At 59.9% G+C, this 15,194-nt stretch carries 10 protein-coding genes; 8 read left to right on the top strand and 2 right to left on the bottom strand.

What is annotated here, in order from left to right:
* Window positions 1-369: 369 nt before the first annotated feature.
* The 7 genes from AACY19_RS06545 (at window position 370) to cmoB (ending at window position 8,101) form a co-directional block, all read left to right on the top strand.
* Window positions 370-744, top strand: coding sequence for a DUF6124 family protein (locus AACY19_RS06545; protein WP_339449107.1), 375 nt, complete (start codon window positions 370-372; stop codon window positions 742-744).
* Window positions 745-1,420: 676 nt separating this feature from the next.
* Window positions 1,421-3,838: an endopeptidase La gene (lon, locus tag AACY19_RS06540; protein WP_339449105.1), complete on the top strand. Its 2,418-nt coding sequence runs from the start codon at window positions 1,421-1,423 to the stop codon at window positions 3,836-3,838.
* 176 nt (window positions 3,839-4,014) lie between these two features.
* The gene (locus tag AACY19_RS06535; protein WP_339449103.1) at window positions 4,015-5,028 is read left to right on the top strand and encodes a hypothetical protein; all 1,014 of its coding nucleotides are present in this window, start codon (window positions 4,015-4,017) and stop codon (window positions 5,026-5,028) included.
* 141 nt (window positions 5,029-5,169) lie between these two features.
* Complete coding sequence (locus AACY19_RS06530; protein ID WP_339449101.1) at window positions 5,170-5,562, top strand: protease inhibitor I42 family protein; 393 nt, start codon at window positions 5,170-5,172, stop codon at window positions 5,560-5,562.
* A 2-nt stretch (window positions 5,563-5,564) separates the two neighbouring features.
* A complete protein-coding gene (locus tag AACY19_RS06525; protein WP_339449099.1) occupies window positions 5,565-6,200 on the top strand; it encodes a lysoplasmalogenase in 636 nt (211 codons plus the stop codon).
* Between the two features lie 168 nt (window positions 6,201-6,368).
* The gene (gene cmoA / locus AACY19_RS06520) at window positions 6,369-7,148 is read left to right on the top strand and encodes a carboxy-S-adenosyl-L-methionine synthase CmoA (protein ID WP_339449097.1); all 780 of its coding nucleotides are present in this window, start codon (window positions 6,369-6,371) and stop codon (window positions 7,146-7,148) included.
* Window positions 7,145-8,101, top strand: coding sequence for a tRNA 5-methoxyuridine(34)/uridine 5-oxyacetic acid(34) synthase CmoB (cmoB, locus tag AACY19_RS06515; protein ID WP_339449096.1), 957 nt, complete (start codon window positions 7,145-7,147; stop codon window positions 8,099-8,101). The genes cmoA and cmoB overlap by 4 nt, the downstream gene beginning before the upstream one ends.
* A 165-nt stretch (window positions 8,102-8,266) precedes the next feature.
* On the opposite strand, the gene tadA is transcribed toward cmoB, so the two are convergent.
* Together tadA and AACY19_RS06505 are read right to left on the bottom strand one after the other, a co-directional pair.
* Entirely contained in the window at window positions 8,267-8,767 is a 501-nt protein-coding gene (gene tadA / locus AACY19_RS06510; protein ID WP_339449095.1) for a tRNA adenosine(34) deaminase TadA, read from the bottom strand.
* A complete protein-coding gene (locus tag AACY19_RS06505; protein WP_339449094.1) occupies window positions 8,767-10,143 on the bottom strand; it encodes a multicopper oxidase family protein in 1,377 nt (458 codons plus the stop codon). The genes tadA and AACY19_RS06505 overlap by 1 nt, the downstream gene beginning before the upstream one ends.
* A gap of 212 nt (window positions 10,144-10,355) precedes the next feature.
* Between AACY19_RS06505 and AACY19_RS06500 the strand changes: the two genes are divergently transcribed.
* A complete protein-coding gene (locus AACY19_RS06500) occupies window positions 10,356-15,107 on the top strand; it encodes a membrane-targeted effector domain-containing toxin (RefSeq protein ID WP_339449093.1) in 4,752 nt (1,583 codons plus the stop codon).
* Window positions 15,108-15,194: the final 87 nt, after the last annotated feature.

Below are 15,194 nucleotides of genomic sequence, written 5' to 3'. Positions count from 1 at the left end.
CCGGGGTGGGAATGTGTTGGGTTGTGGGAAATGTGCTCGTCCTACAGACGCTGGTGATTGAACGGAGTTTTCCGACAAGTCGCGTCGGTTGTGCCTCGGAAGTGGGGTGGATAGGCTCTGAGGGTCGCTGCAAATTCAGCGAACGGGCGTCGCGGCCCGAGCAGTTCATTCGATTTGATGCATAATCGCCAGCCCAAACTGGAGCGCCCAGCGCTTCTCGTTTGGTTTGATGGTGGCTGTGCGCGGGATACCTTCGGGTATGCCGAGATTGCCGAATGGCTCGGTCCGCGAACCCGCGTACAGCTGCCACCCTCTGTCGCGTCGCGGTGATTGAGAGTGACAGCCCCACTTATCATTCGGAGTTTCACCATGAAAAAGCCCACACCCAACCCACCAGAAACCAACGACACCTCGCCCTACCAATCCCCCGATTCGAAGAAATTCCACGACGCCGCCGAACGCGCCCTCGACCACTACCTCAAACCCAACGCCCTGACCCTGCGCTTCCACAAACCCAGCACCATGTTCCAGATCGCCCCCGATCAGGACAGCGAAAGCCTGCTGGTGCACGCCTGCGAATCCCTGGCACAGGCCAGCCTCATGACCAGCGACATCGCCGCCTACATCGAACTGCCGCAGCGACGCACGATTCTGGCGATCCAGCAAATCATCATGCTCGCCGAACTGGCCGTGAACCGCGTGCTGGATAACCACGAAATCCCCCAACTTCCGCCACACAGCTAAAAGCCCTCACCCTAACCCTCTCCCAAAGGGAGAGGGGACTGACCGAGGTGTTTGAGTGAGCTACGCCGACGTGAAAGACCGAGTTGAACTCAGATTCCGAAACAGATCAAAAGCCCCTCACCCTAACCCTAACCCTCTCCCGGAGGGAGAGGGTTGAGGTAAGGGGATAATCCAACACCGAACCAAAGCCGAACACCCGCTCTTCACCACTCAATAGGCCGAGTGTCAGCTCGCCTGCTCTTGATCTTGATCCATGGGCGACGTCGGAAGGCTTCGTTCCGGGATTGATCCGGGGGTGGGAGCGTAGCGACCGTTTGGCGAAGCCAAACACAGCGAGAGGAGGTGCAGCGAAGCAAACCGTAGGCGCTGCGCCCGGATTGATCCCGGAGCGAAGGAACCCCGAGCTTTAGCGAGCGGGCCGCACGTAGGAGCAAGCCTTTTTGGTTACTTTTTCGGCGTCTGGAAAAAGTGACCCGCCGTAAGGGCGGAACCCTAAGCCGCCATCACCGAAAAAACGGATATACACACCCAACAACCACAACATGGTCGGCCCAAAGGCCGCCAAGTCCAAAGAAACCCTGTCAAAACCCTGAACACAAGCAGAAACACCCCCGCCCATTGAAACCACCCAAGCCCTGCCCCATCTAAGACCCATACTCCATTGCGCAGGTGCCCCATGAGCGACCAGCAAGAATTCCCGGAAAACCCAGACGACTACAGCGAAGCCGAACACATCGAACACACCTCCTCCGGCAAAGGCCTCGCCCTCCCAGGCCAAAACCTGCCGGAGAAGGTCTACATCATCCCGATCCACAACCGCCCGTTCTTCCCGGCACAAGTCCTGCCGGTCATCGTCAATGAAGAACCCTGGGCCGAAACCCTCGACCTGGTCAGCAAATCCGACCACCACTCCCTGGCCCTGTTCTTCATGGACACGCCCCAGGAAGACCCGCGCCACTTCAACACCGGCGCCCTCCCCGAATACGGCACGCTGGTCAAAGTCCACCACGCCAGCCGCGAGAACGGCAAACTGCAGTTCGTCGCCCAAGGCCTGAGCCGCGTGCGCATCAAAACCTGGCTCAAACACCATCGCCCACCGTATCTGGTCGAAGTCGAATACCCGCACCAGCCAACCGAGCCGACCGACGAGGTCAAGGCCTACGGCATGGCGCTGATCAACGCGATCAAGGAACTGCTGCCGCTCAACCCGCTGTACAGCGAAGAACTGAAGAACTACCTCAATCGCTTCAGCCCCAACGACCCGTCGCCGCTGACCGACTTCGCCGCCGCCCTGACTTCCGCCACCGGCCCCGAGCTGCAAGAAGTGCTCGACTGCGTGCCAATGCTCAAGCGCATGGAAAAAGTCCTGCCGATGCTGCGCAAGGAAGTCGAAGTCGCACGCCTGCAAAAAGAGATCTCGGCGGAAGTTAACCGCAAGATCGGCGAGCATCAGCGAGAGTTCTTCCTCAAGGAACAACTCAAGGTCATCCAGCAAGAGCTTGGCCTGACCAAGGACGACCGCAGCGCCGACCTCGAACAGTTCGAACAACGCCTGGAAGGCAAAGTCCTGCCGGCGCAGGTGCAGAAACGTCTCGAAGAGGAAATGAACAAACTGTCGATCCTCGAGACCGGCTCGCCGGAGTACGCGGTTACCCGCAACTACCTCGACTGGGCGACCTCGGTGCCGTGGGGCGTGTATGGCGAAGACAAGCTCGACCTCAAGCACGCCCGCAAAGTCCTCGACAAACACCACGCCGGCCTCGACGACATCAAGGATCGCATCCTCGAGTTCCTCGCCGTCGGTGCTTACAAGGGCGAAATCAGCGGCTCCATCGTGCTGCTGGTCGGCCCGCCGGGTGTGGGTAAAACCAGCGTCGGCAAATCCATCGCCGAGTCCCTCGGCCGGCCGTTCTACCGCTTCAGCCTCGGCGGCATGCGCGACGAAGCCGAAATCAAGGGCCATCGTCGCACCTACATCGGCGCGCAGCCGGGCAAACTGGTGCAGGCGTTGAAAGACGTCGAAGTGATGAACCCGGTGATCATGCTCGATGAGATCGACAAGATGGGCCAGAGCTACCAGGGCGACCCGGCCTCGGCGTTGCTGGAAACCCTCGACCCGGAGCAGAACGTCGAATTCCTCGACCACTACCTCGACCTGCGCATGGACTTGTCGAAAGTCCTGTTCGTCTGCACCGCCAACACTCTGGATTCGATCCCCGGCCCATTGCTGGACCGGATGGAAGTGATTCGCCTGTCGGGCTACATCACCGAAGAAAAAGTCGCCATCGCCAAGCGTCACCTGTGGCCGAAACTGCTGGAAAAGGCCGGCGTGTCAAAGGGCAGCCTGAGCATCAACGACAGCGCGCTCAAAGCCCTGATCGACGGTTACGCCCGCGAAGCCGGCGTGCGTCAGCTGGAAAAACAGATGGGCAAACTGGTGCGCAAAGCGGTCATGAAACTGATCGATGACCCGAAAGCGGTGATCAAGCTCGGGCCAAAAGACCTCGAAGCCTCGCTGGGCCATCCGGTGTTCCGCAACGAACAGGTGCTGTCCGGCACCGGCGTCATTACCGGTCTGGCGTGGACCAGCATGGGCGGCGCGACTTTGCCGATAGAAGCCACGCGGATTCATACGCTCAACCGTGGGTTCAAACTCACCGGGCAACTGGGCGATGTGATGAAAGAGTCGGCCGAGATCGCCTACAGCTACGTCAGCTCGCACCTGAAACAGTTTGGCGGTGACGCGAAGTTCTTCGACGAAGCCTTCGTCCACCTGCACGTACCGGAAGGTGCAACGCCGAAAGACGGCCCGAGTGCCGGCGTGACCATGGCCAGCGCCCTGCTCTCGCTGGCGCGTAACCAGCCGCCGAAGAAAGGTGTGGCGATGACCGGCGAACTGACATTGACCGGGCATGTGCTGCCGATTGGCGGGGTGCGCGAGAAGGTGATTGCGGCGCGGCGGCAGAAGATCTTCGAACTGATCCTGCCGGAGCCGAACCGGGGCAACTTCGAGGAATTGCCGGATTATCTGAAAGAAGGAATAACGGTGCACTTCGCCAAGCGCTTTGCGGATGTGGCGAAAGTTCTGTTCTGACCCAACCCTCCATCGCTGCGGGCCAACATCCGCAGCGATGGTTATGCCTGTTTTGTTTCCAGGAACAAAACCAGCAGCCCATATCAGTCTAAAGAACTGTCAACTCTGACAGTACCTTCCATCCCCCCGCCTACCGATACTTCGTGCTCAATTGGCTTTTGACCTGCGAGCACACTATGGAAAATCCGAGCGCAATTAACGCAAGCGTCCAGCAGAATCTTTCCGGCGAATTCAGCGCCACGTTCACCAGCGATACCGCTTCGGGAGAAGCGCGGTATCCCTACCGCTCTCAAAGCATTCAAAACAGACTGGCCAACGTTGCCGGTTTCCTCGACTTTGAAAGCACTTGCGGTACACACCCAATCCATCAATCGATAACCAATGATCATCGTGGGATTCGAATGACCCTCAAATCGGACATCGTTTCCGGGCACCATACATATCCCGAAGACGAGGTCATTCAAAACATTTCCTACAGTGAAATGCAACGAACTGGCACCAGCTTCAACTTGATGACTTTCAAGCCCACCCATGCCGAGCTTGAACTGAACATCACGGAAGATGGACGCCGTTATTCCGGAACCCTCTCATTTGAGGTGCTGATAGATAGCGAGCGTCTAAAAATCGAGTCCACCTTCGATGTTGTATTGCACCTTGCCAACAGCGCTGCAAAACAACTGGGCGTTGCCCGGAACGCCCCCATGAACGTCACTGCGTCCGTGGCAACGCTGCAAAACATAACGGGAGAGTTCAATGCAAGGTTTTTCTCCGACCCTAGCGGAACATCCATTGTGCGAGCGCCCTATCATTCTTCCACCCTGAGATATAACACCCTCTTTCTGATACCGGACCTCAACTTTACCAGCCGGAGCGGAACCCTCTCATCACTGACCGACATCACCAGCGACGCACGCGCATTTGAAATTCATTTAAAACAAGGCGTCACCTCCGGCACCTATCAATATCCGAGCCCGGGAAGTCCGATCACCTTGTTGAGATTCGATGAAATGCGCTGGGCGTCTAATGAATACCTGAGCTTGAGCCTGGAAATTGTCGAAGCCACCCTCGTACTTGAAGTCACTGATGATCGGCACTACGTCTCCAGAGACTTATCCATAACCGCCAAAACCACCACTGGAGCGAACTTGTACATCAAAGCCGACTTTGACATTTATCTGGCCTGGGATTAACCGATACCGCGGTCGAACGGCCTGCCGGCCAACCACGGGTTGAGCCGTTCCCCGTCATCATCAGCGGCAACCTTGAGACACACTTTGTCTCATCTTCAGTTATGCTCGCCGTTCGTCGCCAACGTCGGAGCCGCTGACCTTATGTCCCCCACTCGCCTGTTTCTCCCCCTCGCCCTTTCTCTGCTGGCCGCCTGCGCCACGCAACCGAAACAGAACGTGACCGTGGAAAAACAGAGCGAATGCCCCGTGCAACTGAACAACGGGCAAAACCTCATCGTCACCCTGCCAAGCAACCCGACCACCGGCTATCGCTGGGCGATTCAGGATTCCGCCGGCGGCGTATTACGCGCACTCAGCCCCGAGGTTTACAGCAATCCTGAAGATGCCGGTGTGGTCGGTGCTGCCGGCATTTCGACCTGGCGTTTCCAGGCCTTCGCGCCCGGCACCGGGCGTCTGCGTCTGACCTCGCAACAACCGTGGGCGCCGGAAGTGCTGCCGGTGGAAACCTTTGACTGCGCTATTTCGGTGAACTGATCGTGGGCTGGCTGATTCTGGCGCTGATGGGCGCGGTGACGTTTCTGTACGGTGTCAGCACCCATGCGGCGTTGCTGTGCCTGTTGGTCAAACCGCTCCCGGTGCTGGCCTTGCTCGGCTGGTTGCACGATGCGCCGCCCAGCGACTATCGCCGCTGGATCAGCCTTGGTCTGATTTTCTCGTTGCTCGGTGATGTGTTGCTGGCGTGGCCGGGGGATCTGTTTGTGTTTGGCCTCGGCGCGTTTCTGATCGCGCATCTGGCGTATCTGAAGGCTTATTTGAGTGACTGCAAGCGTCTTGCGGTTGTGCCGCTGATAGTTGCCCTCGGGGTGGGTGCGGTGCTGCTGGGGATGCTGATTGCCAGCGGTCTGGGGCCATTGCTGGTGCCGGTGATTGTCTACGGCGCGGCTATCAGTGCGATGCTCTGGCGCGCGCTTGCGCGGCTCGGCACCGATGTGCCCAAGCGCTCGGCATTGCTGGCGGCCGGCGGTGCGCTGGCGTTTGTGTTCTCGGACAGCGTGATCGGCATTGATCGCTTCGTATCGCCATTCCACGCCGCGCCTTACGTCATCATCCTCAGCTACTGGTTGGGCCAGTGGGGCATCGCCGCGTCCGCTTTCTCGCAGAAACCGCGCTGACTTCTTCGCGAGCAGGCTCGCTCCCACAGGGATACCGCGAATACCTGTGGGAGCGAGCCTGCTCCGGGCGGCGTTACGACGAAAGCAATTTCCCTGACCGCGATGATTCCAGCACTGTCGCGCCGCTTTATCAGACAACCCAAGCATCCCCGCGCCACTTTGGCTAAAATGCCGGCCTTTTCCACCGACACCGCCGGAACCGCCGTGAGCAAAGAACCCGATCGCATTTTCGCCAAGCCTTTGGCCCAGGTACCCGATTTCGCCTTCAACGAAGACGTGGTGCGGGTGTTCCCGGACATGATCAAGCGCTCGGTGCCGGGTTACCCGACCATCGTCGAAAACCTTGGCGTGCTCGCTGCGCAGTTCGCCCAACCGAACAGCGTGCTCTACGATCTCGGCTCGTCGCTGGGCGCGGTCACTCAAGCCCTGCGTCGCCATGTGCGCACCGACGGTTGCCGGGTGATCGCGGTGGATAACTCCGCCGCGATGGTCGAACGCTGCCGCGAATACCTCAACGGTCAGGATTCGATGTTCCAGGAGTTGCTGCCGGTCGAAGTGATCGAAGGCGATATCCTCGCGCTCGACTTCAAACCCGCCTCGGTGGTGGCGCTGAACTTCACCCTGCAATTCATCGCCCCGGAGCAGCGCACCGCGTTGCTCTCACGCATCCGCCAGTCCTTGCTGCCCGGCGGCGCTTTGATCCTTTCGGAAAAGCTGCGCTTCAACGATGCCGAGGAACACGCGCTGCTCACCGATCTGCACGTCGCCTTCAAACGCGCCAACGGCTACAGCGAACTGGAAATTGCCCAGAAACGCAGCGCCATCGAAAACGTCATGAAGCCCGACAGCCTCGAAGAACACCGCGAACGCCTGTTGGCCGCCGGGTTCTCGAAAGTCGTGCCGTGGTTCCAGTGTCTTAACTTTGCCTCGTTGATTGCCTTGCCATGATTGATCTGTCCTCCCTCGCCCGCCGTCTGGCTGGCACCCCGCTGGCCGACTGGGCCAACACCCTGCAAGCGCAACTCGACAAAAAAATGGAGAAAGGTCACGGCGACCTGGAGCGCTGGCAAAGTGCGCTGGACGCCTTGCCGAAGATCCAGCCGAGCGAAGTCGATCTGCTCAACGGCCTGAAACTCGACACCGATTGCGACGAGGAAACTCGTGCGCAGATGCGTACCGCGCTGATGGGCCTGTCGCCGTGGCGCAAGGGGCCGTTTGATCTGTTCGGCGTGCACGTCGACACCGAATGGCGTTCGGACTGGAAATGGTCGCGCGTCTCTGCGCATCTGGACTTGAAGGGCAAACGCATCCTCGATGTCGGTTGCGGCAACGGTTACTACATGTGGCGCATGCTCGGCGCGGGCGCCGATAGCGTGATCGGTGTCGACCCGAACTGGCTGTTCTTCTGCCAGTTTCAGGCCGTGCAGCGCTATTTGTCAGAACCCAATGCCTGGCACCTGCCGTTCCCGTTCGAAGACTTGCCGCCGAATCTGGAAGGCTTCGACACGGTGTTTTCGATGGGCGTGTTCTACCACCGTCGCTCGCCCATCGAGCATCTGCTGGCGCTGAAGGATTGCCTGGTCAAGGGCGGCGAACTGGTGCTGGAAACATTGGTGGTCGAAGGCGACAAGCATCAGGTGCTGGTGCCGGAAGACCGTTATGCGCAGATGCGTAACGTCTGGTTCCTGCCGTCAGTGCCGGCGCTGGAATTGTGGCTGCGCCGCGCAGGGTTCACCGACATTCGTTGCGTAGATGTGAGCACCACGACGGTCGAGGAACAACGTGGCACCGAGTGGATGAAGTACCAGTCGCTGAGCGATTTCCTCGATCCCGAAGACCACAGCAAAACCATCGAAGGCCTGCCGGCGCCGATGCGCGCAGTGATTGTCGCCAGAAAGTAAGCATTTTCCCGATCACCGCGGTGGGCCTACCCCTCACCCCAGCCCTCTCCCCAGGGAGAGGGAGCCGATCTTTGGGCTTTTCAAAACTTGAGTTCGGCTCGATGACACAGGTCGGCGGACCTTGGCCATCCAACCCGGTCAGTCCCCTCTCCCTCTGGGAGAGGGTTAGGGTGAGGGGCTTTTTGCTCGCCGAGCACGGAAGAATTCGGTCAACACCGCACCACACTCTTCGGCCAAAACCCCACCTTCATACAGCACTCGATGGTTGAGAAAGCCCTGAGTGAAGAACTGGCCCTGGCTCTGCACAATCCCGGCCTTCGGCTCCAGCGCGCCATACACCACCCGCGCCACCCGCGAATGGACGATCAGCCCGGCGCACATGCTGCACGGCTCAAGCGTCACATACAGCGTGCTGCCCGGCAGACGATAGTTGTCCTGCGCCTGTGCCGCTGCACGGATCGCAACCATTTCCGCGTGGGCACTCGGGTCGCTGGTGCTGATCGGGCAATTGAAGCCGCGACCGATGATCTCACCGTCCTGCACCAGCACCGCGCCCACAGGCACTTCGCCCAGCGCGGCACCTTGTGCGGCGAGGGTCAGGGCTTCGCGCATGAAATCGCGGTCACGGCTGCGGTCGATGATCGCCGCGGGGCGAATCTGGCGCATCACTTCACCTCAATGGCGGCCATCAGGCCGGTTTCCATGTGGTCGATCACGTGGCAATGGAACATCCACACGCCCGGATTATCGGCCACCAGCGCCACTTGCGCGCGCTCGTTCTTGCCCAGCAGATAAGTGTCGGTGAAGTACGGAATGATCTTGTGCCGGTTCGACGCAATCACCTTGAAACTCATGCCATGCAGGTGAATCGGATGCTGGTACTGGGTCATGTTTTTCAATTCGAAAATATAGCTCTGGCCCAGCTTGAGACTGGCAATCGGGCGGTCGGCGCAGGTCTTGTCGGTGATGTCCCAGGCCTTGCCGTTGATTTGCCACAGGCTCGGCGGCTTGCCATTGTCGACGTTGACCGACACCGAACCGACCCATTCGAAATTGAAGTTGAGTTTCTCGGCATTCGCCAGGTCCGGCTCAGCCACCGGGTTGGCCGGCAGCGCTTTCGGCCAGTCGGTCGGCGCGTCGGCATTGGCCACCGAACGCAGGGTGCCGAGCCGCACCGGACCGTTACGCAGCGACAGTTCTTCTCCGGCTGCCGGTGCCTTGATCGCCAGGCAAATGCGCATGCCGGGACCCAGCCAGTATTCCTTGCCCAACGGGCGCGGCTCGACCGGGTTGCCGTCCAGCGCATAGATTTTTGCTTCGACGCCGGGAATGTTGATGCGGTAGGTCAGGGTGTTATCGAGGTTAAGCAAACGCACCCGTGTGATCTGCCCGGCGGGCAACTCAATCACCGGCAATGGCACGCCGTTGATCGTCGACAGTCGCCCTGCCGTACCGCCCCGCGCCGCTTCACGCGCAATGCTGAACTCGACGAAATTGCCCACGTCATCGATGTGCCAATTTTTCAGGCTCAATGTCTTTTCGTACACGAAACCGGTCGGCTCGCGCTCTTCGATAATCAGCGGCCCGACCAGCCCGCGCCCCAGCTCTTCGCTGCTGCTGACGTGCGGGTGATACCAATAACTGCCGGCGTCCGGCACGCGGAATTTGTAGTCGAAGTATTCACCCGGCAACACCGGCAGTTGCGAGACGTAAGGCACGCCGTCCATTTCCAGCGGCAGACGAATGCCGTGCCAGTGAATGGTGGTTGCCACCGGCAGATGGTTGATGAAGCGCACCCGCAGCCATTCCCCTTGACGCACGCGCAGTTCGGTACCCGGTGCCGACGGGCCGAACGCCCAGGCTTCGGTCTTGTGGCCCGGCACCAGCTCCACGTCCAGCGGCGCGGCGATCAGCTCGTAGTCGTGGCCGGCGTCAGCGTCGGCCATCCTGCCCAGCCAGTAGCGCGATGCGCCCCCCGCTCCGAGACCAACGACAACAAGACCGGCCAGGCCACCGAGGATTTGGCGACGGGTAAAGGACATGAACTCAACTACCTCACGTATCTGCGTCGGGCGAGCGGCCCGCAAAAGGCAAATACGATACACCTGCAATTGCGAAACAGTAAGGGCGGCGTGGCGGATGGCCGCACGCGCGTATACACCCATTTGCAATCGCAGTGGGCCTAACTATGTAGTGCACGGTTCATTCGTATTCAGTTCATGCTCACTCGCCGCTTCTCAAGGATAGAGATGACATGACCCATACCCCTTCAAATCCGCTGCCCAATGCAGCGGACAAGGCTGCGCTCAAGGCCATCGCCAAAAGCGTCATCCAGAACTGCCCAAGCCTGCGCGACACCGCCTACGAGGTCGCCAGTGAGCTGCTGGCTGATTTCGAACTCACCGGACTCGATCCGGATCACGTGTATTTCCACCGCTTCGACGCCGCTCAAAGCAACTGGAAAACCTTTACCGGCTGGGAACACGTCAACGCCACACCGACCTCGACCCTGACGCTGACCCAGCTGGTGATACAGCGATTTCGTGTCGCTGATCAGGACAACGCCGACCTGCTGGATGTCTACGCAGGCTTCTACAGCGTCGGCCCGACCGCCGGAACGTTCAACGAAACCAATGAAGTGCGCCTGCACGGCAACGAGGTGCTGAAGCGATTCTGGAAAATCGACTTCAGCAAATTGTACAACCGGCGTTTGGAAGACTACTGGCAAACCTCCGCCACAGACTTCCGAACCCTGGCCAAATGCACCTTCCTCAGTGAAGCGGTGAAGGCCCGGGACACGCGTCAATTGAGCGATGAGGACTTTCAGTTCATCACCCAGGCGGTCATCGGCCCGCTCACATGGCCGGTGACCCTGCAGATGCTGGAGGCCGAACATTCTTGCCCGAACACGGTTCGCACCGTGGATGTCGATGGTCACGTGGCCACCAACCTCATTCGTTTTGTCGCGCCAAAAGGTCGGCAGATCGTCTACCTGCCCGGCGAAAATCCGGTGTTCAAAGTGCTGGAAACCGCGACGGACATGCACTATTGGATACTGCAGTGCATGAACAAGAGCACCGACCGGCAGGCCTTCATGACGCATTTCACGCTCGCCGACCGACAAGCCATCGATGAAAACATCACCGACCTGATGAATCGTCTGGTCAGCACCTGGGGGAAATACGATCACCATTTGATCAACAGCCAGAGCCGCATTATCGAAGGTGACGCGTTCAGTTGGCTGCGCGATTCCACCAAGGACGCGATGTTTGCCGAGGCCGAATTCTCCCTCACCAGCAACGGCGATTTGCGCAAGAAACTGTGGATAGGCTATCTCAAAGCCGGGATAAGGCTGTTCGCGCCAATGGCGGTGGTTGGCTGGCCGGTTGCACTGCCGGTGGTGGGCGCGAGCATCGTCAACCTGGGACTGAACATCGATCAGGCGGTGAACGCAAAAACGTCCCAAGAGCGCAAGGCCGGCGTGCTGGGCGCGGTGTTCGCCGGGATCGATCTGCTGTTCAATCTGCTGATGCTCAAAGGTCCCGGATCTCTGGAAGAAATCGGCCCCGAAATTGATGCCGCCGAGGCACAGGAGATGGCGGATCTGAAGCAATCGACAACCGCCACGCTCCCTGAACCCGTAACCGTCGACGCCACGGTTGTAGAGCCCGACGTCGTGAGCAGGACGACATCGATCCCCGAGGCTTACAAGATTGACGCCAGCCTGGATGAAACCCGGCTGAATGGCGAATCGGGACGTTTTCAGGGCATCTATCAACTGGCTTCCAATCCATCCTCGGCGATCAGGCTCGACGGCAGTGCCTACTACGTGCGCTATGAGTCCGATATCAATGGTCGCGGAACCTGGGCCATCATCGACCCGGCCAGGCCCAACGCGTTTTCCGGTTCGATCCCCGTGCGCCTGAGCGAAACAGGGCAATGGGAAGTCACCCCACAGCTGGGGCTGCGCGGCGGCACGATCAAACCACCGCTGACCAGCGCAAGCCACCCCGCCCCTCCCGTCATTGAAGAATGGGCGCGCACGCCGGGCATTTACGTACCCGGCCTCGAAGACCCGCAAATGAGAGCCTGGGCACTCGGCGGGCCAGACGTGCGCGGCCTGTTCAGGCGCGTGTGGCCCCTTGGCAGCATCGATACCGATACCGTCGGCGCCCGTAGCGTGATGATGGGCCCCATCGACGAACACATTGAAGAACTGAGTGAGTTCGAACTGGCGCAAGAGGAACCGAGTAACCTGTTGGTCAACGACGCCAAAGCCTACTACGAGGCCCATCCTCCCGTGCCTCGTCCGGCGCTGTCCCCGGCACCGGTGATCGCGACGCCGGGCGAACTGTTCGATTATGCCTTCGCACAAAAGCCAGGACTGGTTCTTGGCGAGAGCCGTGGCTGCATCGCCAGCAAGCAGTTTCTGATCGAGAACATGCCCGCCCTTGCGCAGAAAGGGGTGAAGACCCTCTACCTGCAGGAGTTGCTGGCCAACGTCAACCAGCCGGATCTGGATGCATTCGCCAGAACCGGGGAAATGTCGCAGGAGCTGCAAAATTACCTGAGCAAACTCGACCACGTGGCCGCCAACGACCCCGAAGGCCGATTCAACCTGCTGGCCCTGATCAAAGCCGCGAATGCGCAGCGCATCCGTGTCCAGGCCCTCGACATGACCACCACCTGGCACATCAACGAAAGCTCGCTTTCACAGGCCCCCCACAGTCAGATGGCTCGCAGCTTCTTTGCCGGCGAAGTCATTCGTTTCAACGAAGAATTGAAAGGCGCGTCGCGCTGGGCGGCTTTGGTCAATCAGGAACACATGACGACCTTCAGAGGTTATCGAGGCATCAGTGAACAGACCGATGCCTTGTGTGCGCGTATCGAAGACGTCACGCCCGGTCAGGTGCAACCGCTGGGTAGCGACCCCGGACTGCCGGTGGCATATGCCGACTATCCCGGTTCTTCTGTAGAGGACGTGATTGATGGCGTAGCGGATATGGACGCTGTCCAGGCGAAAATCAAAGGCGACTGGCGCATTCAGGTCCCAACCGTGTGGGCTGACCGGACGCCGCAGGATCTGCGATCACTGCTGCCGGAGCCGGGGATGTTTACGCTGCAGCGCTACCGGAGCAACCTGCTGGTGGTCTATCGCAATGCCGAAGGCGCAATGGCCGACAGCGTGATCCGTTCGACACCCGGCGGGCGAATCAACCTCGATACGCCCCTCGCCCCCCGCTATGACACCATGACCGTGAACACTCTGGAGGATTTGAAACAGGCGCTGGTGGAAAAAGGCCTGCGCCCCATGGGATGGCCATCCGCGGCTGCCGAGGCAGAGGCTGCTGCGTCACCGCTCGAGACGCTTTCCGGAGCGTCAGCGGAACTCGAACAAACCGCCATTCCTGCCCATTGGCAGGCCAATGAATTGCTGGAAAGCCTTACACCGGCTGCCTCGGGGAAATTCCAGGGCATCTACCAGCTCGACTCGAACCCTTCAACCGCGATCATGCTCGACGATTGCGCGTATTACGTGCGCTATGAAAGCGATGTCAACGGCGACGGCACCTGGGCCATCATCGACCCGGACCAGCCGAATGCCTTTTCTGGCTCGATACCTGTACGCCTCAACGCCGAAGGCGAATGGGAAGTCGCTCCTCGCTCGGGACTCAAGGGCGGAGGCAACACCCAGCCCAGAGGATCGCGCCCCCGCGCGCCTGCGGCACCCCGGCAACAGCCGCCGGTCCCGGCACCGGAACCGGAACCGGAACCGGAACCAGCACCAGCACAACGCATGCTACGCAGCCCGTCCACGGCCTACGACACATCGCAGAGAGCCCGGATCAGGCAATTGGCGCTGGGCCAAAGGGAGACTCATATCAAGGTGGTCCGCAAGCCGGATGGCAGTTTCGGCGGGGTAAGCACCTACCAGGAATACGTCGCGGAACATCGCAGCGATCTGTCCCGGGATGCGCGACGGTTCTTTTCCCGCAAGGATCTGGCCGGCCTGCAGCCTGCACGACCGCCCCTGACCGAGATAGCCACCTCGCAAACCGCTTCGCAACTGGTCCAGCGAGTATTCAAGGTCGCGCCGGGACTGGTGATCGGCGAAAGCCAGGATCGCATTGCCAGCCTGCAGTTTCTGATCGAGAACATGCCGGAGCTGGCCGCGCAAAAAGTCGAAACCCTCTATTTCCAGCGCCTGCTCAACGATTTCAACCAGGTGGATCTGGATCAGTTTTTCAAAACCGGGTCGATGTCCAGTGACCTCGAAGCGTACCTGCAACAACTGCGCAGCGATCCAGCCGAACGCTTCACCCCGCTCGAGGTGGTCAAAGCAGCACAACGCAATGGCATCCGCGTACAGGCCACGGATTGTCTGGCCAGCTATCGCTATCCGGGCTCATCGCTTCCGGACATGCACGAGCAGGCCATCAAGACTTACCTGACCCACACCATCATGCAGTCCGACAACACACTCAACGGCACCGCGAAGTGGGTGCTCCTCACGGAGCAGGAAAATACCAATACCTTCCGCGGCATGCCGGGTCTCAGCGAACTGCACGGCGGTATCGGTTTGCGGATCGAAGAAGTCCCGCCACAGAGCCCTCTGCTGATCGAAACGGACCGGGGGATCGAACTGGGTCGCGGCTTTGCCACCCAACCCGAGTCCATCGCGGGCGATTCCGACACCCTGTACGCCGACATGAACCTGCAGATACCCCTGCCGGTGCTCACCCGGACACCCGAAGAGCTGGAACGGCTGCTGTTCCGCCAGGGCATGTTTACCGTTGAGAAATCCGAGGGCACCTGGACACTGATTCATCGCGGCAGGGATGGCCGGATTGCCCGCACGCTGGTCGAACGGACGGCTGACGGCCATTACCTGATCAATCGTCCGACATGGACCGAGATCCATCAGGTGCCGTACACCGACATCGTCGAGTTGTCGTGGGCGCTGAGCCGGATGGGCATGGAACTGGAAGGCCGACTGCCGCTGTAGGCACCACCCTCTGAAACGCAAAAGGCCCCCGATCTCACGATCGGGGGCCTTCGAGGTTGTCAGCGTCAAGAGCCGGTAACGACCGAC

The organism is Pseudomonas sp. EA_5y_Pfl2_R50, from assembly GCF_963970475.1.
Taxonomy (GTDB): domain Bacteria; phylum Pseudomonadota; class Gammaproteobacteria; order Pseudomonadales; family Pseudomonadaceae; genus Aquipseudomonas.
Note: the sequence above shows the minus strand (reverse complement) of the source record. Positions and strands in the feature narration are given on the sequence as shown.

Bases quoted from the DNA above. Each gene is read 5' to 3' on its own strand.
- AACY19_RS06545 (WP_339449107.1), top strand. From the start codon at position 370: ATGAAAAAGCCCACACCCAACCCACCAGAAACCAACGACACCTCGCCC.
- lon (WP_339449105.1), top strand. From the start codon at position 1,421: ATGAGCGACCAGCAAGAATTCCCGGAAAACCCAGACGACTACAGCGAA.
- AACY19_RS06535 (WP_339449103.1), top strand. From the start codon at position 4,015: ATGGAAAATCCGAGCGCAATTAACGCAAGCGTCCAGCAGAATCTTTCC.
- AACY19_RS06530 (WP_339449101.1), top strand. From the start codon at position 5,170: ATGTCCCCCACTCGCCTGTTTCTCCCCCTCGCCCTTTCTCTGCTGGCC.
- cmoA (WP_339449097.1), top strand. From the start codon at position 6,369: ATGCCGGCCTTTTCCACCGACACCGCCGGAACCGCCGTGAGCAAAGAA.
- cmoB (WP_339449096.1), top strand. From the start codon at position 7,145: ATGATTGATCTGTCCTCCCTCGCCCGCCGTCTGGCTGGCACCCCGCTG.
- tadA (WP_339449095.1), bottom strand. From the start codon at position 8,767: ATGCGCCAGATTCGCCCCGCGGCGATCATCGACCGCAGCCGTGACCGC.
- AACY19_RS06505 (WP_339449094.1), bottom strand. From the start codon at position 10,143: ATGTCCTTTACCCGTCGCCAAATCCTCGGTGGCCTGGCCGGTCTTGTT.
- AACY19_RS06500 (WP_339449093.1), top strand. From the start codon at position 10,356: ATGACCCATACCCCTTCAAATCCGCTGCCCAATGCAGCGGACAAGGCT.